The organism is Rhodococcus sp. NPDC056506, assembly GCF_042794945.1.
GTDB lineage: Bacteria > Actinomycetota > Actinomycetes > Mycobacteriales > Mycobacteriaceae > Rhodococcus_F.
Genome location: NZ_JBHTSW010000015.1, coordinates 41,496 through 67,303, shown reverse-complemented (window position 1 = coordinate 67,303; position 25,808 = coordinate 41,496). Strand labels below are relative to the sequence as shown.

The 25,808-nt window shown below is 62.6% G+C and carries 24 protein-coding genes; 11 read left to right on the top strand and 13 right to left on the bottom strand.

All coding sequences use genetic code 11. The features are described 5' to 3' along the window. Positions 1–59: 59 nt before the first annotated feature. Positions 60–1,457, top strand: coding sequence for an Ig-like domain-containing protein (locus ACFQ6H_RS14870; RefSeq protein ID WP_378646932.1), 1,398 nt, complete (start codon positions 60–62; stop codon positions 1,455–1,457). 9 nt (positions 1,458–1,466) lie between these two features. Here ACFQ6H_RS14870 and ACFQ6H_RS14865 read toward each other — a convergent pair whose 3' ends face one another. Then, complete coding sequence (locus ACFQ6H_RS14865) at positions 1,467–2,114, bottom strand: MBL fold metallo-hydrolase (protein WP_378646931.1); 648 nt, start codon at positions 2,112–2,114, stop codon at positions 1,467–1,469. A gap of 165 nt (positions 2,115–2,279) precedes the next feature. On the opposite strand from ACFQ6H_RS14865, the gene purS reads away from it, so the two are divergent. After that, entirely contained in the window at positions 2,280–2,519 is a 240-nt protein-coding gene (purS, locus tag ACFQ6H_RS14860) for a phosphoribosylformylglycinamidine synthase subunit PurS (protein ID WP_003945817.1), read from the top strand. Continuing rightward, complete coding sequence (gene purQ, locus ACFQ6H_RS14855) at positions 2,516–3,193, top strand: phosphoribosylformylglycinamidine synthase subunit PurQ (protein WP_050655460.1); 678 nt, start codon at positions 2,516–2,518, stop codon at positions 3,191–3,193. The genes purS and purQ overlap by 4 nt, the downstream gene beginning before the upstream one ends. Before the next feature lie 77 nt (positions 3,194–3,270). Here the strand turns inward: purQ and ACFQ6H_RS14850 are convergent, their stop codons facing one another. Next, positions 3,271–4,491, bottom strand: a complete 1,221-nt coding sequence (locus ACFQ6H_RS14850) for a pyridoxal phosphate-dependent aminotransferase (protein ID WP_378535386.1) — start codon at positions 4,489–4,491, stop codon at positions 3,271–3,273. Positions 4,492–4,628: 137 nt separating this feature from the next. Here ACFQ6H_RS14850 and ACFQ6H_RS14845 point away from each other — a divergent pair, with 137 nt between their 5' ends. Further along, positions 4,629–6,035, top strand: a complete 1,407-nt coding sequence (locus tag ACFQ6H_RS14845; protein ID WP_378535389.1) for a PLP-dependent aminotransferase family protein — start codon at positions 4,629–4,631, stop codon at positions 6,033–6,035. 55 nt (positions 6,036–6,090) lie between these two features. Beyond that, complete coding sequence (locus tag ACFQ6H_RS14840; RefSeq protein WP_378646928.1) at positions 6,091–6,537, top strand: MarR family winged helix-turn-helix transcriptional regulator; 447 nt, start codon at positions 6,091–6,093, stop codon at positions 6,535–6,537. A gap of 6 nt (positions 6,538–6,543) precedes the next feature. On the opposite strand, the gene ACFQ6H_RS14835 is transcribed toward ACFQ6H_RS14840, so the two are convergent. Continuing rightward, positions 6,544–7,752 carry a macrolide family glycosyltransferase gene (locus tag ACFQ6H_RS14835; protein ID WP_378646926.1) on the bottom strand — a complete coding sequence of 403 codons (1,209 nt, stop codon included), beginning with the start codon at positions 7,750–7,752 and terminating at the stop codon, positions 6,544–6,546. A gap of 164 nt (positions 7,753–7,916) precedes the next feature. Between ACFQ6H_RS14835 and ACFQ6H_RS14830 the strand changes: the two genes are divergently transcribed. Then, positions 7,917–8,207 carry a YiaA/YiaB family inner membrane protein gene (locus ACFQ6H_RS14830; protein ID WP_054800678.1) on the top strand — a complete coding sequence of 97 codons (291 nt, stop codon included), beginning with the start codon at positions 7,917–7,919 and terminating at the stop codon, positions 8,205–8,207. Here the strand turns inward: ACFQ6H_RS14830 and ACFQ6H_RS14825 are convergent. Beyond that, positions 8,191–9,327, bottom strand: coding sequence for a sensor histidine kinase (locus ACFQ6H_RS14825; RefSeq protein ID WP_378646924.1), 1,137 nt, complete (start codon positions 9,325–9,327; stop codon positions 8,191–8,193). The two genes, ACFQ6H_RS14830 and ACFQ6H_RS14825, sit on opposite strands and share 17 nt — an antisense overlap. After that, positions 9,324–10,037, bottom strand: coding sequence for a response regulator transcription factor (locus ACFQ6H_RS14820; protein ID WP_378646922.1), 714 nt, complete (start codon positions 10,035–10,037; stop codon positions 9,324–9,326). Before ACFQ6H_RS14820 ends, ACFQ6H_RS14825 begins: the two co-directional genes overlap by 4 nt. A gap of 212 nt (positions 10,038–10,249) precedes the next feature. Here ACFQ6H_RS14820 and ACFQ6H_RS14815 point away from each other — a divergent pair, with 212 nt between their 5' ends. Next, entirely contained in the window at positions 10,250–10,900 is a 651-nt protein-coding gene (locus ACFQ6H_RS14815; RefSeq protein WP_378646920.1) for a DUF305 domain-containing protein, read from the top strand. A 112-nt stretch (positions 10,901–11,012) separates the two neighbouring features. Then, on the top strand, positions 11,013–13,076 hold the full coding sequence (locus ACFQ6H_RS14810) for a heavy metal translocating P-type ATPase (protein WP_378646918.1): 2,064 nt from the start codon (positions 11,013–11,015) through the stop codon (positions 13,074–13,076). Positions 13,077–13,094: 18 nt separating this feature from the next. Here the strand turns inward: ACFQ6H_RS14810 and ACFQ6H_RS14805 are convergent, their stop codons facing one another. From ACFQ6H_RS14805 to ACFQ6H_RS14790, 4 genes are all read right to left on the bottom strand, one after another. Continuing rightward, a complete protein-coding gene (locus ACFQ6H_RS14805; RefSeq protein WP_378547826.1) occupies positions 13,095–13,865 on the bottom strand; it encodes an alpha/beta fold hydrolase in 771 nt (256 codons plus the stop codon). A gap of 78 nt (positions 13,866–13,943) precedes the next feature. Beyond that, on the bottom strand, positions 13,944–14,483 hold the full coding sequence (locus ACFQ6H_RS14800) for a hypothetical protein (protein ID WP_378646916.1): 540 nt from the start codon (positions 14,481–14,483) through the stop codon (positions 13,944–13,946). A gap of 50 nt (positions 14,484–14,533) precedes the next feature. Next, the gene (locus tag ACFQ6H_RS14795; RefSeq protein ID WP_378646914.1) at positions 14,534–16,135 is read right to left on the bottom strand and encodes an ABC-F family ATP-binding cassette domain-containing protein; all 1,602 of its coding nucleotides are present in this window, start codon (positions 16,133–16,135) and stop codon (positions 14,534–14,536) included. A gap of 234 nt (positions 16,136–16,369) precedes the next feature. Next, positions 16,370–16,924: a hypothetical protein gene (locus tag ACFQ6H_RS14790; RefSeq protein WP_378634719.1), complete on the bottom strand. Its 555-nt coding sequence runs from the start codon at positions 16,922–16,924 to the stop codon at positions 16,370–16,372. A 96-nt stretch (positions 16,925–17,020) separates the two neighbouring features. On the opposite strand from ACFQ6H_RS14790, the gene ACFQ6H_RS14785 reads away from it, so the two are divergent. From ACFQ6H_RS14785 to ACFQ6H_RS14775, 3 genes are all read left to right on the top strand, one after another. Further along, positions 17,021–18,838: a penicillin-binding transpeptidase domain-containing protein gene (locus ACFQ6H_RS14785; RefSeq protein WP_378646912.1), complete on the top strand. Its 1,818-nt coding sequence runs from the start codon at positions 17,021–17,023 to the stop codon at positions 18,836–18,838. Between the two features lie 107 nt (positions 18,839–18,945). Then, positions 18,946–20,625: an NTF2-like N-terminal transpeptidase domain-containing protein gene (locus ACFQ6H_RS14780; RefSeq protein ID WP_378535413.1), complete on the top strand. Its 1,680-nt coding sequence runs from the start codon at positions 18,946–18,948 to the stop codon at positions 20,623–20,625. 30 nt (positions 20,626–20,655) lie between these two features. After that, positions 20,656–21,393 carry a sulfite exporter TauE/SafE family protein gene (locus ACFQ6H_RS14775; RefSeq protein WP_378448816.1) on the top strand — a complete coding sequence of 246 codons (738 nt, stop codon included), beginning with the start codon at positions 20,656–20,658 and terminating at the stop codon, positions 21,391–21,393. 6 nt (positions 21,394–21,399) lie between these two features. Here the strand turns inward: ACFQ6H_RS14775 and ACFQ6H_RS14770 are convergent, their stop codons facing one another. The 4 genes from ACFQ6H_RS14770 to ACFQ6H_RS14755 form a co-directional block, all read right to left on the bottom strand. Further along, complete coding sequence (locus ACFQ6H_RS14770; RefSeq protein WP_378535417.1) at positions 21,400–22,872, bottom strand: peptide MFS transporter; 1,473 nt, start codon at positions 22,870–22,872, stop codon at positions 21,400–21,402. A gap of 57 nt (positions 22,873–22,929) precedes the next feature. Then, positions 22,930–23,307, bottom strand: coding sequence for a DUF3054 domain-containing protein (locus tag ACFQ6H_RS14765; RefSeq protein ID WP_378535419.1), 378 nt, complete (start codon positions 23,305–23,307; stop codon positions 22,930–22,932). Positions 23,308–23,371: 64 nt separating this feature from the next. Then, positions 23,372–23,920, bottom strand: coding sequence for a YceI family protein (locus ACFQ6H_RS14760; RefSeq protein WP_378646910.1), 549 nt, complete (start codon positions 23,918–23,920; stop codon positions 23,372–23,374). Between the two features lie 78 nt (positions 23,921–23,998). Next, complete coding sequence (locus tag ACFQ6H_RS14755) at positions 23,999–25,735, bottom strand: 2-isopropylmalate synthase (RefSeq protein ID WP_378646908.1); 1,737 nt, start codon at positions 25,733–25,735, stop codon at positions 23,999–24,001. Positions 25,736–25,808 lie beyond the last annotated feature (73 nt).

Genomic DNA, 25,808 nt, shown 5'->3' with positions numbered 1-25,808 from the left:
CTCGCTGCTAGAGTGCGTGCAGTTAATGTGCCGCTAGTAGACGAGGTTGGGACTTCACCATGCGCGCAAGAGTGTTCTCCAAGTCGGCCGAGGGTCTTGTTGCCGTGGCTGTTGGCGCAGTTGTCTGTGCTGCGTTCGTTCCGGCACTCGCGTCTGCCGCTCCGGCCGGCGCGGTTCACACGCTGCCGACGGGCAGTATCGACGGTGGATCGAGCGGATCGAGCGGATCGAGCGGATCGAGCGGATCGAGTGATGGCGTACGCACCGCAACCGTCGACGATCAAGGTGAGCAACTCACTCTGCGGCTGCACAAGATGGATCTGCGGGGATCAGACTTCTCGATGGCCGTACAAGAAAGCGGCGGCAAGCTGTCCGATGTGGTGATTCCGGCGCCCCGTTCGTACATCGGCAGCGTGGAAGGGCATCCGGACGCAATCGTCTCGGCCATCGTCGACTCGGCCGGAATACTGCGTGGGCAGGCGATTTTCGATCGTGGTTCTTCGATCGAGTTCGTCGGATCCGACGTGGTCGGTCGAAGTACAGCGCCGATCGATGCGAAGCCTCAGTGGCCGACGGCCTCGATCGCGCCGGCTTCGGCAGCCGGCGTCGGCAAAACCGTGAAGCAGTTCGTAGTGGGGTTGGACCTGAGCGGTGAGTGGTACTCCGCGCACGGCGAAGGCAGTCCCGCCGTTGCTTTGGATCGGGCCGAGGAATCCATGGCCAGAACCGCTGCCATCTGGATCAGAGACGTCGGAATTCGGCCGATCCTCGGTCGCGTCGTCCTTCGGGCCGATGCCGTCAGTGACCCGTACTCGAGCAGCTGTGAAAACCTCGAGCAGTTGGAAGATCTGTGGTCCGATCAAGTCGGGACGAGCGTCGATCAGGCGACTGTCGTGTGCAGGTCCGGTGGCGGAAATGCCTACTACTCGAAGTTCGAGGTTGATCACAGCTACGCGCAGGTCGGCGCCGAGTCCGACGGCAACTTCAGCCGCGTCCTCCGCCACGAGTTGGGCCACAACTTCTATGCCGACGACTATCACGGCGGCGGCGCCGAGGGCCGAACCATCATGAACGGCAACGACCTCTCGCGCTTCGACGGCACCGAATTCGCAGCCATCGTCGATGCCGCGGACGTTGCCTCGGCTCGACTCGACGACATCGGTCGGTACACGGCAACCCCGATCCCGCCGTACGCCGCACTCGACACCGCGCGGGTCAGTTCGGGTGGCACAGCCACTGTCGACGCTGTCGCGAATGATCATGACAGCAACGGAGATTCGATCAAGGTGACCGGTGTCGAGGCGACCTCGCTTCTCGGCGGCACCGTGAAACTCGAGGGCGGCAAAGTTGTGTACACGGCGGGGACGAAGACGGGGGTCGACCGGATCCGCTACACACTCACCGACGCAGCCGGTGGGACGAGCACCGGCTGGATCATCGTCGATGTGAGTGCATGAAGGGTTGAATCAGGCGACCTCGACGCTCGACTCCTCGTCGAGGACGCGGAACTCCGTGCCGTCGGCAGCCATTTCCGAGTAGCGGCCGTAGAAAATTCCGGCGGCCTCGTCGCGGATGATCGCTTGATGGATGGGAACCGCGACACGCGGCGCCACCGCGCGGAGGTAGTCGATGGCCTCGGAAATCTTGAGCCACGGTGCGGCGGCAGGAAGAGCAAGAACGTCGACCGTCTGTTCGGGAACGAAGAGGGAATCGCCGGGATGCATGAACTGCGCCGGGTTGGTGGCGTCGCCGAGGAGGAATGCGGTGTTGTCGATCATCGGTAGGTCCGGATGGATGATCGCGTGCTCACCGCCGGTTCCGGTCACTTCGACGTCGCCGATGCTGAACCGGTCGCCGGGCCGGACTCCGGTCCAGCGCCCACCGAGCTTTTCAGCCGTCTGCGGATCGCTGTAGAGCACGGCGTCGGGGTTCGCTTCGGCCAGTTCGGGCAGGCGAGCCGGGTCGGCATGATCGGGGTGTTGATGTGTCACGAGGATGGCGTCGAGGCCGGTGATGCCTTCGAATCCGTGCGAGAAGTTGCCGGGATCGAAGAGGATCTTCGAGCCGTTGAACTCCACGAGCACACAGGAATGGCCAAAATGTGTCAGTCGCATGATTTCGAGTATGCGCCGACGCGGAAGGGCTCGCAGGCGAGTCCGACAGGTGTTGGCCGTCACGCCCCGATCACTCGATGCGAACCATCTCGGGTGCGCCCGGTAAACTGGCCATCACCCGAGCGTTTCACTCCGGGTTCGCGCACTAGTACCGAGGAGCAGCACGTGGCCCGTGTCGTCGTCGAAGTCATGCCCAAGGCCGAGATTCTCGACCCCCAGGGACAGGCAATTGTCGGGGCACTGTCTCGCCTGGGCTTTGCAGGAGTATCCGATGTCCGTCAGGGCAAGCGGTTCGAGTTGGAGATCGACGGCAGTGTCGAAGACGCCGAACTCGAGAAGATCGCCGAAGGCCTGCTGGCCAACACGGTGATCGAGGATTGGACCGTCAGGCGAGTCGAGGCATGAGCGCACGTATCGGGGTTATCACGTTCCCGGGCACGCTCGACGACATCGACGCTGCTCGGGCCGTCAACCTGGCCGGCGGTGAAGCTGTTGAACTCTGGCACGGCGATGCAGACCTCAAGGGTGTCGACGCAGTCGTCGTCCCGGGTGGATTCTCCTACGGCGACTACCTTCGCTGCGGCGCAATCGCCCGGTTTGCTCCCGCGATGGGCAAGGTCGTCGAAGCAGCCAAGGGCGGCATGCCGGTACTCGGCATTTGCAACGGTTTCCAGATCCTCTGCGAAGCCGGTCTGCTCCCCGGTGCCCTGACCCGTAACCAGGGTCTGCACTTCATCTGCCGCGACGAGTGGTTGACGGTCGAAGCCAACAACACGGCGTGGTCCTCACGCTACGAGGCCGGCGCCCAGATCCTCATCCCGCTCAAGTCGGGTGAAGGCCGCTTCCAGGCGTCCGAGAAGGTTCTCGACGAACTCGAGGGCGAAGGCCGCGTCGTCTTCCGTTACTCGGAGGAGAACCCCAACGGCTCGCAGCGTCGTATTGCCGGCATCTCTTCGGCCAACGGCCGCGTCGTCGGTCTGATGCCGCACCCCGAGCACGCCACCGAGGCTCTCACCGGCCCCAGCGACGACGGACTCGGCTTGTTCTACTCGGCACTCGACGCGATCGTCACTGCCTGATCGCTCGCTGACTTTCACGACTGAACGCCGACCGGAAATCCGGTCGGCGTTCAGTCGTTTGTGGAGGTGCCCGGGGATTACTGGCTGTAGGAACTGAGGAAGTTACCGAGGCGCTCGAGGGCGGTCGCGAGGTCGTCGGTGTTCGGCAGAGTCACCAGTCGGAAGTGATCAGGTTCGATCCAATTGAACGCGCGACCGTGACTGACAAGAATCTTCTCCGATTCCAGTAGATCGAGAACGAACCTCTCGTCGTCGACGATGCCGAACTTGTCGACGTCGAGCTTCGGGAACAGGTACAGCGCCCCGTCGGCCTGCTGGCAACTGATCCCGTCGATGCTGTTGAGCGTGCTGTGCGCGAGATCGCGCTGGGCCGTCAGCCGACCTTGTGGAAGCAACAGGTCCTCGATGGACTGGCGTCCGCCGAGTGCGGTCTGGATCGCGTGCTGCGCCGGCACGTTGGCACACATACGCATGTTGGCCAGCAGTTTGATGCCTTCGATGAAGCTCGACGCCCGTTCGAGTGGTCCGGTGATGGCCAGCCATCCGGCTCGGAATCCGCAGACGCGGTAGGCCTTGGACAGTCCCGAATACGTCAGACACAGGACGTCTCGCCCGGTCATCGTCGCAAGGTTTGTCATGGATCGACCGTCGTAGACGATCTTCTCGTAGATTTCGTCTGCGAAGAGCATCAGATCGTGTTTGCGCGCAAGGTCCACGAAGCGTTGCAGCACCTCCGTCGAGTAGACGGCGCCCGTCGGATTGTTGGGATTGATGACGACAATCCCTCGGGTGCGCGGAGAGATCCGAGCTTCCAGATCGTCGAAGTCCGGTGCCCAGCTTTGGCTTTCGTCGGTGAGGTAGTGGACCGGTGTACCGCCGGCAAGCGACACCGAAGCCGTCCACAAGGGGTAGTCGGGAGCGGGAATGAGGATCTCGTCCTCTGGATTGCAGAGGGCCTGCATCGTTAGGGTGATCAGTTCGGAGACACCGTTTCCGAGGTAGATCTCGTCGACGGTGACGTCGGTGATGCCCCGCGTCTGGTAGTACTGGACCACCGCAGTGCGCGCCGAATACAGTCCGCGAGAATCGCAATATCCCTGTGCGGTAGGGAGATTACGGATCATGGCCATCATGATCTCGTCCGGTGCTTCGAACCCGAAGGGGGCCGGATTGCCGACGTTGAGTCGCAGGATCGTGTGTCCCTGATCCTCGAGTTCTTCGGTCTTGTCGAGAATTCGCCCTCTGATGTCGTACCTGACATTCTCGAGCTTGCGGGCCTGATCGATGGGTGTGTTCACGCGGTTACGTACCTCTCCGGTTCGGTGGACGAGTGGTGTGTCGGACGAGAAGGGCGCCTTACGGTTCGGCCTGGAAACGGACAAAAATTCGCGATAGCGCTGGCGTTGGCGAGAGAGTAGCGCTACTATGATTCGACATGTCCAATGATAGCAGTTCGCGGATAGCCGCAGCTTTGCGCGAGTGGATCGCGACGGCTCCTCCAGGTGCGAAGCTTCCGTCCACTCGGTCGCTCGTCAGCACGCACGGGGCGAGTCCGGTCACTGTGCAGAAGGCGCTGCGAACACTGGTATCTCAGGGGGCTGTGGAGGCTCGTCCCGGTGTGGGGACCTTCGTACGCGCCGCACGCGTCGTGCGACCCAACGATTACGGGTGGCAGACGGCGGCGCTCGGATCGCCGAACTATCGGCTGCAACTGCCTATTGCGCTGCAGTCCACCTCCAACGACGTGATCGCGCTGCATTCCGGCTATCCGGCCCGAGAACTGTTGCCGGAAGGACTGGTTCGTGCAGCCTTCACCAGGGCGACGCGAACCGACGCCGTCTTCAATCGGCCACTTGCTGCCGGGCTTCCGGAACTGCAATCCTGGTTTGCCTCCGAATTGGGTTCTGCCACTCCTGCCGGGATCACGCCGCCGGGGCCGAACGACGTGGTTGTACTTCCCGGCAGTCAGGGTGGACTTGCGACGTCCTTCCGTGCGCTCGTGGGGGAGGGGCGTCCGTTGCTCATGGAATCGCCGACGTACTGGGGTGCGATCCTTGCTGCCGCCCAGGCCGGTGTCACGGTCATTCCGATCTCCAGTGGTGCCAACGGTCCTGATCCGGAAGAGCTTTCGCGTGCATTCGAACAGACAGGCGCTCGGGCGTTCTACGCACAACCGAGTTTCGCGAGTCCGACGGGGGCGCTGTGGTCGCCGACATTGGCTGACAAGGTGCTCGAGACCGTCCGTCGGCACGGAGCCTTCCTGATCGAGGACAGTTCGGCGCTCGACTTCGGCATCACCGCCGATCCCAGCCCTATTGCCGCTCGAGACGACAGCGGACACGTTGTCTACCTCCGTGCGCTGACCAAGAGTGTGTCCCCATCGGTGCGAGTTGCCGGCTTGATCGCTCGCGGCCCGGCGTACGAGCGGATTCTTGCTGATACACAAGCAGATTCGATGTACGTCAGCGGAATGCTGCAGGCAGTCGCCCTTGACGTCGTTACCCAACCGGCCTGGCGAACGCACCTGCGCAGGCTTCGTCACCAACTCGAGGCCAGACGCGACCTCCTCGTGTCGAGTCTGCGCGAGCATGCGCCGGACGCTCACCTCGACGCCGTACCGCAAGGTGGACTCAACCTCTGGCTTCGGCTTCCGGACACCACGAATCTCGAACGCGTCGTGCAGGACTGCCGGTCGGCCGGCGTGATCGTCGGGGCCGGAGACGATTGGTTCCCGGCGGAACCGACCGGAAAGTTCCTGCGGCTCAACTACGCCGGTCCGAACCCGGGCGAATTCCCCGACGCCGCCCGCATCATCGGCGGAGCAATCACACAACATATGTAGAACTCACCGCCTTGGGGTTGACCTGAACTTCCATTGAGGTTTTATCGTCGTGTCCATGACCGAACAGCCAATGCAGCCACCGGCGAACCAGCCGATCGGATTCTGGACCGCGCGTGCAGGCGAAGCGATTCGCGCACGCACGCGCGGGGCACTCGAAGCAATCGGCGTGACTCAGCCGCAATGGTGGATCCTGCACCAACTTTCGCTGCACCCGGAAGGGATCGAGCGAGCCGTCCTCCTACGGACGATCGGTCCGAACGAATCAACTGACGTCATCGACGAGGCCGTCGACTCTGCCCTCGAACTGGGGTGGGCGCGTGAGGACGGGACTGTCCTTCGCCCTACTGATGCCGGCTCCGAGCAGTTCGATCGTGCAGCGCGGGTACAGCAGACGTTGCAGGAGGAGCGGATGCAGGGAATCAGCGAAGAAGAATTCGTCACCACCATCACGGTCCTGCAGCAAACCATCAAGAACGTGGGCGGCGACGCCTGGCACTGGTAGAACTCGTCATCTCGCCCCGCTGCCGGGTAGGGCGGCTTCGATCAACTCGACTGCACGGGATACGCCGCCCGCCGCTGCGAGTTCTTCTGCCAACTCTGCGCTGCGTCGGCGGAACTCACTCGAACTCACGCGCGTCAGCGCCTCACGAAGCTCTTCTGCCGTGACGGTAGCGCCGTCGACGCGTACTGCGACGCCGGCGTCGACAAGCGAATCGGCATTGCCGAACTGGTCAACGGCTTGCGGCACCGCGATCATGGGCGTGCCGGTGACGAGTCCCTCGCTGGATCCGCCCATACCCGCGTGGGTCACAAATGCGTCGGCCTGCTGCAGAATCGCGAACTGCGGTACCCAGCGGTGTATTTCGACAGTCTCGGGAACAGATCCGAGATCTGAGATCTGTACCTGCTTTCCGATTTGGAGGACGACGTGCCACCCGTCCATTTCGCCGAAAGCTTCGACGCAGGTGCGGTAGAAATCCGGGTGATCGGTGAAGGCAGAACCCAGCGAAATCAACAAGAGCTTGCGTTCCGGATCCGGGTTCACCCAGGGTTGACTGCTCGGTTCGAGTGCGGGGCCGACAAACGTGTAGACGTCGCGGTTCACTCGATCGGCGTTGGGCTGCATGGATTCTGCGATCAGAACGATCGCACGCGGTGGGCGTCCGGTGAACTCACGAGGATCGACCTCGACGCCTTCGCTGCGGAAGAACCGGGCCTCCCGATCGAGCAGGTCCACGCCTCTCGGATCGGAACGAATCTCGTCGTACATCGGTGCGGCGTCGGCTTCGTAACCGTCCCAGGCAACGTACGTCGGCGACAACTGCATGATGGGAACGTTCCACTGCTGAGCCAGTATTCGTGCCGGAATGCCGGCGATGTCGTAAAGAAAGAGGTCAGGTCGATCGTCTTCGTAAATTCGGCGCAGTTGCGGCAGCATCGACTCGTAATCGTCCTGGAACAGGGTACACTGATCTATCAGATCCCCGTCCCAGCTCTTCTCCGGTTCGGTGTCGTCAGGGGAAGGAGCGAGACTGGGCAGCGTGGATACGTACGGTGCGAATTCGGTCCCGGTCGCCTCGATGATCTCACGCATCGACTCGTCGTTGGCATAGGTGACGCGGTGACCGGCGGCGACGAGACGCGCGATGATCGCCAGGCTCGGATTGACGTGGCCCGGTGCCGGAATGCTCACCATGGCGATATGTCTGCGGGTCATCGATCACTCCTGCCGTCTGACTGTTCTCGAACATCTCCGTCTACCGAACCGAGACTATCCACCACGATGGGCGACGGCATCTGATTTTTGCCGGGGGAAGTACCGTGGGCTCTCGAGTAGGACTACGCATCCGAGTGTTGCGGCGAAAGGCCAGACTTCGAAGCATGAGCGCACCGACAACACCTTCGAAGACCACTGCAGCCTTCTACCTGCAGGCCGGAATCGCCTTTGCCGTCAGTTTTGTCGGCACCCTCCTCGGAATTGCCTATCTTCCGATCGATGCGTGGCAACGCGGATTTCTCGGAATGTCCTTGCTGTTCTTGGTCACCAGCACGTTCACGTTGGCCAAGGTGATTCGTGATCAGCAGGAGGCATCGACGGTCAGAGTTCGGGTGGACGAGGCTCGACTCGAGAAGTTGATCGCCGAACACGATCCGTTCAAAGCGGCAGCGTGAAACCTGTCGGCAAGGTCAGGATCAGCGTGCTGCCGAGAGGTTGCTCGTTTCGGCGTGCCGACAGATCGCCGCCGTGGGCGAGCGCGAGGCTACGCGCAATCGTGAGCCCCAAACCCGAACCGTCGGATCGATCACCACGATGAAACCGGTCGAAGACGGATTCGAGCTGGTCTGAGGGAATTCCGTCGCCGGTGTCGGTGACGGACACCGAGAGGTGATCCTCTCCCCGCGCGAGTGTCACCGTCACCGAACCTCCGGTTGGAGTGTGCCGCAACGCGTTCTCGAGAAGGTTGGCGAGGATCTGTTCGATTCGTTGGCGATCGACCTCGGCCGTGATTGTGTGCGGAGGCAAGACGGTCGTCAATTCGACCCCACGATCGACAAATCGTGGCCGCGCTGCTGCCGTTGCGCCGGCGACGATATCGCCGAGATCCTCGGCCCGTCGATCGAGTTCGAGTGCGTGCTCGTCGGCAGCGGAGACGTCCGCCAGATCGCACGAGAGCCGACGAAGTCTTTCGAGTTGGTCACGCATCACCGACCACGAAGTGGTGTCCGTGGGTAGGACGCCATCCTCGATGCCGTCCACGTACGCAGCCAAAGTCGATACCGGAGTGCGCAGTTCGTGGGCGAGGTCGGCAAGCAGTCGTTTGCGAACCCGATCCGAATGATCAAGGCGTGCAGCCATGTCAGCGAAGGCCGTTTCGAGACGCGTGAAATCTGCATCCACGTCGGACCTGTCGATAGTCACGTCGAAGTTCCCGTCGGCGACGCTTTGCGCCGCCTCCGCCAGCGTTGTGATCGGGGCCGTGATGCGTCGGACGATGTAGACCGCGGCGATGCCTGCTCCCACCAATGCGACCGCGATCCCGCACAACAGTGCGATGGTCATGGTCTGAGCGAACGCTTCTTCGGTGTGGGTACGTACATTCGAGTCTTCGATGCCGGCCATCATGAGGTGGTTGTGAAAGAGCGGGGCAGCCACGGCAATGGCAACGGCGGCGATGGCGAGGCAGGAAACGAACAGGACGACAAGCTGCGCGAGCAGCAGTTTTCCGCGTAGCCCGAGTTTCTTCATGACGACCCCGTTCATGACGACCCCGTTCATGACGACCGCGTTCATGACGACCTCAGGGAGTATCCGACGCCCCTGACGGTTCTGATGAACCGCGGATCGGTCGCGTCGTCGCCGAGTTTGCGGCGTAGTGCACGGACATGGACGTCGACGATGTGCTGGTCCCCGAACCAGGACGAACCCCACACCGAGGTGATGATCTCGGCCCGACTCCAGGCCGTGTCGGGTCGGGTAGCGAGGGCGGAGAGCAACGCGAACTCAGTGGGAGTGAGATCGACAGGGTGGTTGTCGACGTGCACGGTGCGGGCGAGGACGTCGATGTCGAGACCGGGTGGCGTCGGCAGCGCTTCCGGCAGCATGCTCGACGCGCGTGGCCGTCTGAGCAGTGCTTTCACTCGCGCAACCAGTTCGCGGGGGCCGAAGGGTTTGACCACGTAGTCATCTGCGCCAGCTGCCAGTCCGGTCACCTTGTCCGACTCGTCACCGCGGGCGGAGAGCATCAGGACGTACGCGTCGGAAAACGTGCGGATCCGCCGGCAGACTTCCAGACCGTCGAAGCCCGGGAGCATCAGGTCGAGCACGATCAGTGCGGGCTCGAATTCGCGGACCGCACGTACCGCGCTCGGACCGTCGTGTGCGATCCGAACGGTGAAGCCCTCTCGGCTCAGGTAGTTGGAGACAACCTTCGCGAGCGCAGGTTCGTCGTCGACGACGAGTACGCGCCCAGGCTCCTCGCTCGGTCGTAGTTCGGCGCTCATCAGTCCGAGGTTAGTCGACTGCGCCGCCTTGTTACCGCCGCCTGATGGTTTCGTTCGACTGTGAAGATTCGATGAAGGAACATCGTATGGGCCGGTTATCGAGTCTCTCGGCGGCATTGCGCCGGTAGTGTGGCAAATGTGCAGTAGCACCCACAGGGATCAAATCAGTTGTGGGGCAATGTATATCAATTCAATTTCTGGGAGTGGAAAACATGTCTTCGACGTTCAAGCGGAGCGCCGCGCGGTTCGTTCCAGCGGTGGCAGCGACAGCACTGTTGATTGCCGGATGTTCGGACAACTCCGGGGAGAGCGTCACCCATTCTTCCGAAACAACCAGCGTCGCAGCACAGTCGGCGATTCCGGCGGGTGTCAATGCAGCCGACATCGAATTCCTCGAAGGGATGTACCCGCATCACGCGCAGGCATTGGACATGGCCCGGATGGTGGAAGGCCGAACCGACAATGCCGAACTTCTTTCTCTTGCAGCGCAGATAGAGGCAGCGCAAGGCCCGGAGATGGCTCAGATGACCGAACTGCTGACGAAGTGGGGACGCCCCGACCCTGCGTCGAGTTCGATGGGAGGAATGGATGATTCGGCGCACGCGGGTCACGGCGTCGGGATGGCAGACATGCCGGGCATGATGTCGGCCGAAGACATGACGGCTCTCACCGACGCCAGCGGCGCGGAGTTCGACAAGATGTGGCTGACGATGATGATCGAGCACCACAAGGGCGCCATCACCATGTCCCAGACCGAAATCGACAACGGGCTCGACCCCTCGGCGGAGGCGATGGCAGAAGCGATCATCGCTGGTCAGCAGGCAGAAATCACTCAGATGGAAGCGATGTTGAAGGGCAGCTGAACGGGAGACCTTGGCCGCGTGACCTTGCTCGGGTGACTGCCTGGGCATACGTTCGAGGCTGATGGCTTGACTGGTGCTGTGCTGCAATCACACGCGAGGGGATGACCGCCACATGGATCACAGTCAGATGGACCACGGCCAGATGGACCACAGCCAGATGGAGCATGGGGCACACGGTGGTCACGGGGATCACGTCGCACAGTTCCGGAAATTGTTCGCGGTCATGCTGGTCATCGCAGTTCCGGTTGTTGCGGCAGACGCGATGTTCGCTGATCTGGTCGGGTACACCTTGCCGGAAAGCTCTCTGGTGGAATGGATCTCACCGGTACTCGGCACAGTGATGTACTTCTGGGGCGGTAAGCCGTTCCTCACCGGTGGCGTGTCCGAAATCCGTTCTCGGCAACCGGGAATGATGCTGTTGATCGCGCTCGCGATCACGGTGGCCTTCTTTGCGTCCTGGGCTGCGAGTCTGCACTGGGTGGATCACACTCTCGATTTCTGGTGGGAACTCGCGCTTCTGATCGTGATCATGTTGTTGGGCCACTGGATCGAGATGCGTTCGCTCAGTCAGACCTCGAGCGCCTTGGATTCGCTTGCCGCGTTGCTACCCGACGAGGCGGAACGGGTGGTGGGCGATTCGGTGGAAACCGTGCCCACCGCAGCTCTGGTCACCGGTGACCTGGTGATAGTTCGTCCCGGCGCCCGCGTTCCCTCGGACGGAACGGTGGTCGAGGGCAGTGCCGACATGGACGAATCCATGATCACGGGCGAGTCGAAGACAGTTCGGCGCACTGTCGGTGACCAGGTGGTGGCCGGCACCGTAGCCACCGACTCTGCGCTGCGGCTGCGAGTCACCGCGGTGGGCGAAGACACCGCGCTCGCCGGTATCCGTCGCCTGGTCGAGCAGGCCCAGAATTCGTCGAGTCGTGCCCAGGTGTTGGCGGACAAGGCCGCTGCCCTGCTGTTCTGGTACGCACTCGGCGCGGCAGTGTTGACCGCGATCGCCTGGAGCATCTGGGGCACACCGGAAAGCGCAGTCACCCGTACGATCACCGTTCTGGTGATCGCCTGCCCGCACGCACTCGGGTTGGCGATTCCGCTGGTCGTGTCGATCGCGACCGAACGGGCGGCTCGGGCTGGGATTCTGATCACGGACCGCATGGCCCTCGAGGCGATGCGCAACGTAGACACCGTTCTCTTCGACAAGACCGGCACTCTCACCAAGGGCGAGCCAGCAGTGGTCGGTGTGCGCGGTGTCGACGGGTATGCCGATGACGAAGTTCTCGGCGCTGCCGCTGCCGTCGAATTCGACAGTGAACATCCACTCGGACGCGCCGTGGTCGCAGCGGCGCGGGAGTTGTCACTCGAATTCACTGCAGGTTCGGACTTTCAGGCGCACAACGGGATCGGGGTTGCGGCGAACGTCGACGGTGCACGCGTAGGCGTCGGCGGACCGGGGATGTTGAGATCGGTCGGTGCCACGCCGATCCCGGGGACCGAAGAGTGGCTCAGCGACGGGTCGACGGTTCTGCACGTGGTGCGTGACGAGAAGGTGATCGGTGCATTGGCATTGGCCGACGAGATTCGCCCGGAATCAGTATTGGCTGTCGACGCCCTCCACGCTCGCGGTGTGCGCGTGGCCATGGTGACCGGAGACGCGGAGGCCGTGGCACATTCGGTTGCCCGCACGCTCGGGATCGACGAGGTCTTCGCCGAGGTGCTTCCGCAGGACAAGGGGGCACAGGTATCGCGGCTTCAGGCTGCGGGCCACCGCGTGGCGATGGTCGGCGACGGGGTCAACGATGCGCCGGCGCTCGCCCAGGCGGATGTGGGCATCGCGATCGGTGCCGGAACGGACGTGGCGATCGCGTCGGCGGGAGTTGTTCTGGCCAGCGATGATCCGCGATCGGTGAGCTCGGTCATCGAGCTGTCCCGCGCCACCTACCGGAAGATGGTTCAGAACCTGTGGTGGGCAGCGGGATACAACGCGATCTCGGTTCCCCTCGCTGCGGGAGTGCTGGCGCCCGTCGGGTTCGTGCTGCCGATGGAGGTCGGAGCAATCCTGATGTCGGTGTCCACCGTGGTGGTTGCCGCGAATGCGCAGTTGCTGCGGCGCTTGGACTTGCGGCAACCACCGGTGACTGCACTCGAGTCGAAAGTGCTCACACCTCAGTAGCGGTCGGGTGTAGCCGGACTACTGACGGCTCAGGAACGGAATGAGCGCACGCAGCACAGCTTCGGAGTCCGCGACTGCGCTCGCATGATCAGCGCCCTCGATCACGGTCAAGGCACTGTCCGGGATCATCGACGCGAGATGCTCGGTATCCGGTAGGCGCTCGCGATCTCTCGATCCGACGAACAACAAAGTCGGCGTGGTGATCCGTTGAAGCACCGCGTCGTCGATGCCCTTCTCCTTCTCGGCTCGCCGCATGTATGCCGCGAGTGCGAGTGCGTCGTTGATTCGAAACGCGGTCGCAGTCTGGGGATCCACCGGTTTGCCGCGCCGAGCGCCCCAACCGGACAGGAACCCTTCGATACCGCCGCTTTCGAGTGCGTCGATGCAACCGGGAAAGAACAATGCGTCGAACGCACCCGTCATCGGTCGGCTACTACCGCCCCCGACGGTCAACGACCGCACCCGTTCGGAGTGCTCTACTGCCAGTGACATCACCGAACGCCCGCCGAACGAGTATCCGAGGACGTGAGCCGGTTCGAACGGAGACTCCGTGTCGAGAATTTCCAGGAGGTCAGCGACCACCAGATCCATTGCATACGAATCGGAGTCGTGCGGCTTGTCGCTGCGTCCGTGACCCCGCATGTCGACGAGGATCAGACGGTACCGGTCCTGGAGTGCCTTGACGTACCCGAAGCCACGCCAGATGGAGCGCGACAACGCCGTGCCGTGCACCATCAACAGGGGTGGGCCATCGCCCACGATCTGATAGGCGATTCGCGCACCGTCCACCGGATTTCTCACGTCGTGCAACACCCGTCCAGTATGGGTGTCAGTTGCTACGGGCCATCAACTCGGCCTCCCTCAGAGCTACCGGTCACTGCCCGGCGGGGCAGTGCCCACTGTTCCAAGCAGTGCATCGGTGAAGGGGTCTGCGGTGCTGACGCCTGCGGCTATGCCCCGAATCAGAGCCTCGAAATCAGCGGCGACGATGGTGACCTCCTCGAACTCCGGCTCTCTCCCGCGGACAACCTGACCGTCGGGTGCGAGCGCCAAGTACTCGTACCCATTTCGCACCGACATCAGGACCGGGAGGTGAGTGGACCAGAAGGCGTTGATCGCCGCGCGCTCCGCCGGCCCGGAAGCGACCGCCAGGCTCTCGTGCCGGAACGCATTCCAGGGAAACGCCTCATCGCTGACGCCAACACCACCGGCATAGTTCTCTGCCGAGAGAAACCACACCTGGTCGTCGGAACTGGCAAGTACGGAGAACGAACTCGCCCACACTATGAGTTGGTCACAACCGCCGACCAGTGGTTGCGGAACTGGGGCAGAGGCCGATCGAGTAGGTTCTTCGCGAACCCAACCTGCGAGCGACAGCGCAGCGGTTGCGTCGAGGTGAAGGCACATCGCCCCACGGTAGGCCAGACCGTCAAGCACCGTTGGCGACAACCGTCGGCCTACTCGGGATCGATGTCTCGAATACCAGTCTCGTCCATGCTGATCCACCGCGTTATGCCGATGTCGCGCAGAAACGGCAGATCGTGACTCACCACCACCATGGCACCGCGGAAATCGGAAAGTGCCTGCGTGAGGTGAGCGAGACTCGGTAGGTCCAGGTTGTTGGTCGGCTCGTCGAGAAGAAGCAACTGGGGCGCGGGTTCGGCCAGAAGGATCGTCGCTAACGCCGCGCGCAATCGTTCACCGCCGGAGAGCGCAGAAGCCAACACGTCGGAATCCGTTCCCCGGAAAAGGAACCGTGCCAACTGCCCGCGAATTTCCTCGGCTGTCGCGTGTGGCGCGGCCAAAGCGACGTTGTCTGCCACCGAGAGATCCTCGTCGAACACGTCGAGACGTTGGGGGAGCGCACGAGAGGCTACGAACGGAGTCGACGCAGCGAGTGCATCGAGCAACGTTGTCTTGCCGATTCCGTTGCGTCCCAGTAGCGCAATCCGCTCCGGCCCGGTGATCTGGAGCGATACCCCTTGGCCGCTCCGCAACGTCACCTCGTCGAGCCGCGCAACCTGCTGCCCCGGATGAACCTCTGTAGCAGGAAGGTCCAGGCGGATCTCGCGATCGTCTCGAAGGAGTTCCTCTGCCTCCGACAGGGCGGACTTGGCCTCGTCCACCTTCCCGATATGGTTGAGGGCCAGCTTTCCGGCCGAAACTTGGGCTTGGCGTTTTCGTTCCTGCGCGATAATCAGTGGCACCCGCTTGTTCTCGAACATCTTCTGCCCATAGCGCTTACGTCGGTCCAGTTTTGTTCGAGCGTCGATCAGCTCGCGGCTCTGCTTCGCCAGATCGGCCTTGGCGTCGCGAACGGTGGCGAGTGCGTTTTCCTGCTCAGCGGTCACGACCTCCTGGTAGTGCGAGTAGTTGCCGCCGAACACGCGTAGACCCCCTCGACGTAGTTCGACGGTGTACTCCGCTGTGTCGAGCAGTTCCCGGTCGTGGCTGACGATCAGTACGGTTCCCGGAAACTGTTGGACTGCAGCATGAACCCTTGATCGAGCGTCGCGGTCCAGGTTGTTGGTCGGCTCGTCGAGGAGTAGCACTTGCGGATTCTTCAGCAGCGTTGCGGTCAGGCCGAGTAGTACGGTCTCTCCGCCGGAGAGGGTGCCGACCGTTCGACTCAGTGCTGCCGTATCCGGAACTACCTTCTCGAGGCCGAGCCGATGCAAGGTGGAGAGTGCACGCTCCTCGATGTCCCAGTTGTTGTCCACGAGAGCGAAATCGGACTCCGAACCATCGCCGGTTTCGATGCGGTGCAGTGCGTTTCGGAGTTCGTGGATACCGAGGATGTCATCCACCCGAACGCTCGGATCGAGTGTGATGTCCTGACGGAGGTAGCCGACCTCGCCGGAGGCGGTCACGGATCCGGATTCAGGTGAGAGCTCTCCCGCGATCAATCGCAGCAGAGTCGACTTTCCTGATCCGTTCAGCCCCACGAGACCGACACGGCCACTGGGGAATACAAAACTGGTGCGGGAAAAGACTGATTCGCCGTCCGCCCAGATGAAGGTGAGATCCGAGAGCGACAGAGAAGAATGCGTATGGGTCATGAGTACTCCAGAGGGTGCTTGGACTGTGCGCCCGGCTCAGCAAGTGCTGATGGGTGCGAGTGCCTTCGCGTGATGAACCTCTAGAGGAGCAACGGCCCGTTTCCTGTTCTGTCGGGAATGATTCGTGTTCCAGGTTAGAACACTCGAACGGTCCCGTGCAATCGAATTATTCTGTGCTGTCGGTCTCGTCAGTGTTCGGTGCTCAGATTTTCTGGCCTTCAGATCTTCGGGCCTTCAGATTTTCGGGCCTTCGGATCGGAGATCGTCGACCTTCGACATCGCTTCGCGAAGTTCAGTGAGCCACTGTTCGCTGTGCTTGCCCGCCAACCGAACTGTCCACATGAGTGCATCCGCGCGCGAACGAGCAACACCCGCGTCCACCAGAGTGTCGAGAACCTTGCGTTCGGGCTGACGTAACCGTGTCATCACCGGGACCGCGAGATGTGTGAACAGGACGGTCTTTTCGTCCAGGCGTACGCCCCAGGCGACCTTGCGTCCGTAGCGAGCCTCGGCCTCGTCGGCGATGCGCATCCGGTCGGCGCGCGTGGTTTCGCGAAAGCGCGAGATCCTTCCGTCCGTGGCTGCCTCGCCGCCGTCGACTGCCGGGAGTTCACCGATCACGACGATTTCTTCGCGGTCGACCTGGACGTCGGCCGTTCCGGTGAACCAGTCATCTGGGAGTCGACCGGCAAACCAGTCGGACGCATCACTCGCGTCGGGAACCGATGCTTGTTGCCAACCTCCGGGACGGCCGAACCTGCGGTCGCCGGAGTTTTGTGAGTTCTTCATGGCGTTCTCCTCTGAGAGCTGGTGGAGTGTGGCGTGCGTTTATTGCACTGATTACATGATTACACCGATAGTCGAACTGGCGCCACAAATTCGGGCATGATCGAAGTCGTGCGCCTTTCACACGCTCGTCAGAGCTTTCGAACTTTCCGTCGTCCCGTGGCTGCCGTAGCTCTGGGGGTGTTGGCCGCAGGATCCGTCGTTGCGTGCAGTTCTGGCCCTGATCAGCCGAAATCTGTGGCAGAGGAGTTCGCGTCCGCGCTCACCGCGGATGACGTGCAAGCGGCGGCAGCCCTCACCACCGACCCGGCGGCGGCGTCGACTGCGATTTCTGCCCTGATCGACGGACTGGGCAAGGACGAGGGAACATTCACCGTCTCCGACGCCACCGAGTCCGGTGATTCTGCGGGGACGTTCACACTCGATGCGGCGTGGAAGTTCGGTGAAGGTCAGGACTGGAACTACTCGACGCAGGGAAACGCGTCGAAAAGCGGGGACAACTGGCTGATTCAGTGGGACCCGGCGCTGTTGGCCCCGGACCTGACCTCCTCGACGACCCTGCGCTACACGCCCACGACCGGTGCTCCGCCGTCGGTGCTGGACGCTGCGGGTCAGCCGATCATGGAGCAGCAGGTGGTGACGCTGGTCAATCTCGATTCCGCCGCGGTGCCCCCGGTGGACACGGCAGCCGTGGCGGCCCTTCTCTCGCCCATCGCACCGACGATTACGGCGGCATCGCTGAGCGGCGATCTTGCGTCGGCAAGTGGGAAGCCGGTCACCGCAATCACTTTGCGGGCCGAGGATCTTGCACCGATCGAGGAGCGGTTGGCGGCGATTCCCGGAGTGAGCTTGGCACCGCAGGCGCGGTTGCTCTCGGTGGACAAAACTCTGGCGTCGCCGACGTTCAGTGGGTTGTCCGATCTGTGGCAGGAGGGGCAGGACAAGTCAGCAGGCTGGGCGGTACAGCAGGTGAAGCAGAACGGAACCGTCACCACAGTCGCCGGCCAAGACGGGCCGGTTGCTCCGAACATCGCGACAACCATCGACCGACCGCTGCAACTCGCGGCCGAGAACGCACTGGCCGGGGTGACGCAACAGGCGGCGATCGTTGCGCTGCAGCCGTCAACCGGAGCGGTGTTGGCGGTGGCCCAGAACGCCCCCGCAGACGCACAGGGCCCGATCGCGTTGACCGGCCTGTACCCACCGGGTTCGACGTTCAAGACAGTGACGACGTCCGCGGCCCTGCAAGCCGGCGTCGCTACACCGGACACAGTTCTGCCGTGCCCGGGTACCGAGAACATCGAAGGGCGTCAGATCCCCAACGACGACGAGTTCGACCTCGGATCGGTTCCGCTGCACACGGCATTCGCGAAGTCGTGCAACACCACCATGGCGAGGATGGCCGTCGGTCTGCCTGCGGATGCCCTGCACAATGCGGCGCTTCAGTTCGGGCTCGGCGTCGACTACGTGACCCCCGGGCTCACGACGGTGACGGGCAACGTCCCCGACGCGAACACTCCCGCCGAGCGCGTCGAGTCCGCGATCGGCCAGGGCACCGTGACCGCCACGCCTTTCGGGATGGCTCTCGTGGCGGCCTCGATCGCCAACGGAACCACGCCGTCGCCGATGTTGGTCAAGGGACAGGCCGGCGTGGCGGATCAGACGGTCGCACCTGCTCCCGCGGAGGTGACCGAACAGTTGCGGGTGATGATGCGCGAGACCGTCACGGGCGGTACTGCGACGTCGTTGCAGGACATTCCGGGGCTTCTCGGCAAGACCGGCACGGCCGAAACTGAGGGTGGCCCGGCACATGGGTGGTTTGTCGGAATCAAGGGAGACCTCGCATTTGCGGTATTCATCGCGGGTGCGGACAGCTCTTCACCTGCAGTGCAGGTAGCGGGCACTTTTCTGCGCTGAAACCTGTTTTCCGTTGCAGTTGGATCACACCGTCGTAGCTCAACCGTGACACGTTCGTAGGCATCCCGTGCTTGTTACTCGTGTGACAGAAGTAAAGAGTTACATGCATGGGGCCCGGAGGACAGCACAACCGTCGTGGAAAATATGTCGTTGCGTCGATAACTGCTGTCGTTCTGACAGTGGCGCTCGCGTCGTGTGTCATCGGTGGGGAGAAGAAATCCGACGCCGCCTCGGTGGTGGAGGACTTCGTCACCGCCCTCAACAACCACGACGCCGAAGCTGCCGCGGCGCTCACGTCGTACCCCAACGCGGCACGGCCGTCGATCCAGCAGATGTTCGACGGACTGGCCGCCAAGTCCACCGACTTCGACGTCGCTCAGGTCATGGATCTGGGTAGCGACTCCGGACTCTTCACCCTCGACGCGTCCTGGAATTTCGGGGAAGGCAAGGACTGGAGCTACCAGTCGCAGGGTGAGGTTCGCGATCTGTCCGTCGGCTGGCGTGTGTCCTGGGACCCGTCGGTCCTCGTCCCCGACCTCGGCAACGGTCGCACCGTCTCGTACACCCGTACGGACGCAGCGCCGCCGAAGGTCGTCGACAGCACCGGCACCCTGCTCATGAACGAGCAGACCATCAACGCGATCACTCTCGACCCGGCCACCATGCCGGACCCCGTCGACACCACCCGTCGCCTCGCCACGGTCCTCGAACCTGTCGCGCCGTTGGTCACCTCGGAGTCGATGCTGGCCGACCTCGCCGCCAACCCCGGCAAGCCCGTCACCGCCGTACTGCTCCGCGATCCCGACTACGCCTACCTGGAAAGCGATTTTGCGATCCCCGGCGTCGTTGTGGTCAAGACACCCAAGCTGATCGCCTCCGACCGTCGCATCAACTCGCCGTTGCTCGATCCGCTGCGAACCGTGTGGCAGGCCAATCGTGACGCCACCGCCGGCTGGGCGGTCAACCTGGTCGAGTCCAACGGGTTCCCGATCAAGCAAGCCGGCTTCCAGGGACCTCCCGGCCCCGACGTCGCCGCGACTCTCGACTCGCACGCTCAACTTGCCGCGATCGAAGCCGTCGTCAGTGCAGGTACTCCCGCGGCCATCGTCGCGATCCGCCCGTCGGACGGCGCCATTCTGGCTGCAGCACAGAACAATCAGGCCATCGAACAGGGGCCCATCGCTTTCACCGGGTTGCGCCCGGCCGGCGGCGCCCTCGATCTGGTTCGTCTCGCATCGTCGATGCAGAACGGCGTCGACCCCGGAGCAGTGTCAGCCGAGCAGTTGGCCGACACGGGGCAGCAACTCGGACTGGGCAACGGCTTCCATATTCAGGGACTCGAACAGCAGACAGCAGTGCTTGCCGCGAACCGCCCCGGCGTGGACCAGGCGATGAACAACGTCATGGCCAACAAGACGTCCAACGACTCGGGTGCGCCGACGGTGACTCCATTCGGGATGGCGATGCTGGCGGCATCGATCGCCCGCGGTAGTGCCCCGCTTCCGATGATGGTCTTCGGACAACCGGCTACCGCCGACGTCGCCCCGACGGCATTGCCCGGCGATGTGAACAATCGTCTGCGCGACGCCATGCGAGGGGCCGGCGGACTGGCCGGGTACCCGGACATGATGGCGGCCGGTGCAGCGAGCGGCGACGATCGCTGGTTCTACGGATCGCGCGGAGACTTCGCGTTCGCGGTGTTCGTCGCAGACGCCGACGGCGGCGATCGAGCAATGCAGATGACGGACAAGCTCTTCCAGGAACTCGGCAAGCCTGCCGACAAGTAGTACCGGGCACCGCGAGTAGATTCCTGGTTCGTGAACCTGCTCGATTTCCTTTTCCTCGTCGTAGCGGGATTCTTCAGCGGTCTTGTCGGTTTTGTCACTGGTCTTGCATCGATCGTTTCGTATCCGGCTTTGCTGAGCGTCGGGCTCTCACCGGTCAGCGCGAACATGACCAATACTGTTGCGTTGGTGGCCGTCGGCGTCGGAGCATTGGCGAACTCGTCACGCGAAGTTGCAGATACTGGTCCGAAACTTGTTCGCTGGGCTCTCTATTCAGCGGCCGGCGGCATTGTCGGTGCCCTGATTCTGTGGCTGGCACCGGAAGGTTCTTTCGAATCCGTTGTGCCCGCGATGGTTGTGTTCGCCTCGCTCGCGTTGCTACTGCAACCGAAGATTCGTGAGCTGGCCGGCGGCGGTGACCGTCCCGGAATCTACTCGGCAGCACTGTTTGCCGTTGCGGTTTACGGTGGCTATTTCGGCGCCGGCGCCGGTGTCATCTTCCTGGCCGCGACGCTCATCCTGACCTCCGAAACGGTCTGGCGTGCAACGATCCTGAAGAGCTTCTTTCTCGGCATCGCCAATCTTGTGGCCGCGCTCATCTTCGCCTTCTCCGGACAGGTGCACTGGGTGGCCGCGTTGGCGATGGCGCTCGGCGCGCTGGCCGGAGGATGGTGCGGGCCACCCGTCGTCAAGAAAATCCCGCCATCGGTACTGCGTGTGGCAGTAGCGATAGCGGGATTCGTGCTGGCTGTGTGGTTGTGGGTGAAGTGAGACTGCCTAATTCACGCCCTGCATCAGCTTCTTGATCCACGGGGAGGCAAGAGCAAGAATCACTCCGATTCCGATCGACGAGAAACCGATGATCAGGAAGAAGGGGCGACTGTCGTCGATGTCGAAGTAACCGGCCAAGGTCCCTGCCATCGAAGAACCCAAAGCAACGGACAGGAAGAACAACGCCACCATCTGGGTGTGGAAATGCTCGGGCGCGAGTTTGGTTGCAAGGGAAAGGCCGACGGGGGAGAGGAAGAGCTCTGCGAAGGTGAAGAGCAGAAGCACTCCGGCAAGGCCGAGGAGCGGTGCGCTGTTCGGGCCGCCGCCGGTGATCGGGATGAACGCCAGGAACGCCAGACCCATCGTGCCGGTACCTAGTGCGAATTTGATAGGCGACGACGGCTGACGGTCACCGAGTTTGGTCCACATGGCTGCAAACACACCGGCAAAGATGATGATGAAGACCGGGTTGATCGACTGCACCCACGTCGGCGGGAAGTCCCAACCGAAGAGATTGCGGTCCAGGAGTTTGTCGGAGATCACCGGCACAGTGGTGAACTGCTGCTGAAACAGCGACCAGAAGGCCGCGCTCGCGATGAACATCGGGATGAACGCAAAGACCCGACTGCGTTCGACCTTGGTCACCTTCTTGCTGGTGAGCATGAGGAGGAAGTAGCCGACGGACGCGATGATCGTGAGTCCGACAACGACGTCGGACATGTTGTCCGCCGTGATCAAACCGGTGACCGAGGCGACCGCGACGACGACGATCGCAGCAATGCCGATACCGATGTAGAGAGCGCGCTTGTCCGCGGGCAACGGGTTGCCGGGCTCGGCTCCGATTCCGTGAAGATGCTTGCGGCCCAGCGTGTACTGGATCAAACCGAGCGCCATACCGACGGCGGCGAGAGCAAAACCGGCGTGGAATCCCCAGGCGTCCTGGACGGCACCGGTGAGCAGCGGACCGACAAGCCCGCCGATGTTGATGCCCATGTAGAAGATGGAGAATCCGGCGTCGCGGCGGACATCCTTTTCGGAATAGAGATCTCCGACCAGTGAGGTCGCATTGGCCTTGAGACCACCACTGCCGAAGGCAACCATGACCAGGCCGACACCCACACCCCACATGCCGGGGAGAACCGACAGTGCGATGTGGCCGGCCATCACCAGCGAAGCACTGTAGAAGAGGGTGCGCTCGGAGCCGAGAAGTCGGTCGGCCACCCACGCGCCGAGAATCGTCGACAGGTAGACGGTGCCGCCGTACGCGCCGACGATGCTGGTCGCTGCTGCCTGGCTGATGCCGAGGCCGCCGTCACTGACGCTGTAATACAGGTAGTAGATGAGGATGCCTTGCATCCCGTAGAAGGAGAATCTCTCCCACATCTCGACGCCGAACAGGTTCGCCAGCGCAAAGGGCTGTCCGAAGAACCCCCGGTCTTCCTTTTCGCTACGTTCGACGGGCTCCGTAGTGTTGCTCATCCGAAAAGTGTCCTACGTCCTCGGGCATTTCGGGTGGTTCCGAGCCGTGGAATTTGGTTACGACTTGGTGCGAATCCTCGCTACCAGCGGCACGAGTGCACGCCAGCCGAGCAGGAACGCGCCGAGGACCAGCGTCGCGACGACGATGAAGCTGAACTGCGTGCCTTGACCGCTCAGCACTCGCAGGACCATGCCGATGACGACGGCGCCGAGCCAAACGGCAATGCCGGTGGGGAGCAGGAGAACGGGGTTGAACTTGTCGCGGTACAGCGCGAACGTGGCGGCCCATCCGATTGCCAGGCCGGTCAGGAACGGCCAGGACGTCTTCGCGAGACCGGCGAGCGCGTTGGCTTCTTCGTGGGTACGGCGCCCTATCGCGCAGAAGATTATGACAAGAATGGCGTCGATCAGCAGGAATGGTGCGTACTTCTTCACGCTCACACCATACGACTGTGCGCCTTTATTAACCGCGGGCGGTTAATAAAGGCGCACAGTGAGGTTAGGACTGGAGGCCGGCTTCGATCTCGAGGGTGATCGTGATCTTGTCGCCGACAACTGCTCCGCCGCCTTCGAGGGGCATCTCGATGGAGATGTCGAAGTCCTTGCGGTTGATGACGGTGGTGGCTTCGAATCCGGCGACGGGGCCCTGGCCCATGCCCGGGTTGACGCCGTTGAACTCGAGGTTCAGCTCGACCTCGCGGGTGACGCCGTGGAGCGTGAAGTCGCCGGCGAGGACGAAGTCGCTGCCCTTGGAGCGCACTGCGGTGGACTTGAAGGTTGCCTTCGGGAACTTCTCGACGTCGAAGAAGTCAGCGGACTTGATGTGGCCGTCGCGCTGCTCGTTCTTGGTGTTGATGGAGTCCACGGAGATCTCGGCCTCGACGGCGGGGGTTCCGTCTTCGGCAACGGTGATCGTTCCGGAGAACTCGTCGAACGTTCCACGAACCTTGGAAACCATGAGGTGGCGAACCGAGAATCCGACGGTGGAGTGGACAGTGTCGATGACCCAGGTTCCGGCGGTCAATGTGGGCAAGGTTGCGGTGGTCATGGAAGCTCCTGAAGAAGTAGTTGAATGTTCAAGTTCTTGTAGCTTCAACTATGGACCCCTGGAAATCCTTCCGCAAGATCATGTGAGCTGCATCACAGTTTGTGTGCTTGCGGCATAGACCGCGTGAAGCGCCGACGCCGTCACCGACTGATGCACCGCAATGCCCCAGCGCCCTTCACCGTTCACCACGCACTCTGCAATGGTGACTGCCGAATTCGCACTCCCGGAAGATTTCGGGTTGCGGGGCAGTGAATGCTGGGTGAGCGAGACGACCTCGACCACCGAACCCTGATCGGTCAGGATTTTGCTCAATGCCTCGACCGGTCCGGACGCGCTGGCTGCGGCGGTGACCTCGCGCCCGCCACGATCGATGGCGACGAACAACTGATCACCGTCGGCGGTGTGTTCCAGCGAGTACCGACGCACTCCTCCGTTGTACCCGTACTCGCGCAGCAGCAGGTTCCACAGCTGGTCGGCCGTCATTTCGGTGCCCGAGTCGTCGGTCTCGAGTTGCACCCGCGAAGCGAAGTCGATCTGCAGACGCCGGGGGAGTTCGACTCCGTACTCGGTCTGTACCAGATAAGCGATTCCGCCCTTGCCCGACTGGCTGTTCACACGAATCACCGCCTGGTAATCACGGCCGACGTCGGCGGGGTCGATCGGCAGGTAGGGGACTGCCCACGGCGCCGATCCTGGATCGACGCCCGCGGCCTTCGCGCTCTCGTAGTGATGGGCGAAACCCTTCTTGATCGCATCCTGGTGGGTGCCGGAGAATGCCGTGTACACGAGATCGCCGCCGTACGGGTGACGCTCGTGGACGGGAATTCTGTTGCAGTACTCCACCGTTCGACGGATTTTGTCGATGTCGGAGAAGTCGATTTCCGGATCGACGCCCTGTGCATGCAGATTCAGCCCCAGTGTTACCAGGTCGACGTTGCCCGTGCGCTCGCCGTTGCCGAACAGGCACCCCTCGACGCGCTGCGCACCGGCCAGCACTGCCAGTTCGGCGCATGCAACCCCGGTGCCGCGGTCGTTGTGCGGGTGGACCGAGAGGATCACCGAATCGCGTCGGGCCAGGTTCTGGTGCATGTATTCGATCTGATCGGCATAGATGTTGGGGGTGGCGATTTCGACTGTGGCAGGCAGGTTGTGAATGACCGGGCGATCGGGACTGGCGTCCCAGAGTTCGGTGAGACTGTTGCATACCTGCAGGATGTAGTCGGGTTCGGTGAGGTTGAAGACCTCGGGGGAGAACTCGAATCGCCATCCGTCGTGGTCTTCGCCGCCGCGAGCGACATCTTGTGCGGCGCGGAATATCATGTCGTGCAGCTCTTCTCGCTCCTTGCCGAGAACCACGTTTCGCCACGTCGGCGCCGTCGCCGTGTACATGTGGACGACCGCGTTCGGCAGTCCCTCTATGGATTGGTACGTCCGCTCGATCAAATCCGTACGCGCGGCGGTGAATACGACGATGGTGACGTCGTCGGGAACGAGATCGAAGCGCACCAGGTCTCGAACGAAATCGAAATCGGTCTGGCTCGCGGAGGGGTAGCCGACCTCGATTTCCTTGTAGCCGATCGCCACCATCAGTTCGAACATTCGGCGCTTGCGCTCGGGGTCCATCGGTTCCGCGAGGGCTTGGTTGCCGTCGCGCAGATCGACGGGCACCCAGAGGGGTGCCACGGTGGTGCGATTGGACGGCCAGGTTCGCTCGAAAGTCGGAATGTCGACGCGGTCCCAGGCTGCGCGATAGCGCTCGGACGGCATGGGTGAGCGCTTCTGGTTGTTCCAGCGGTTGGAGCGGGTTGTACTCATCTTCGGTTTCTCCTGCGGTCGAGTCGAAAGACCGGCATGGCGAAACCCCGCGGAGGGGTGCCGGTCTTTCAGG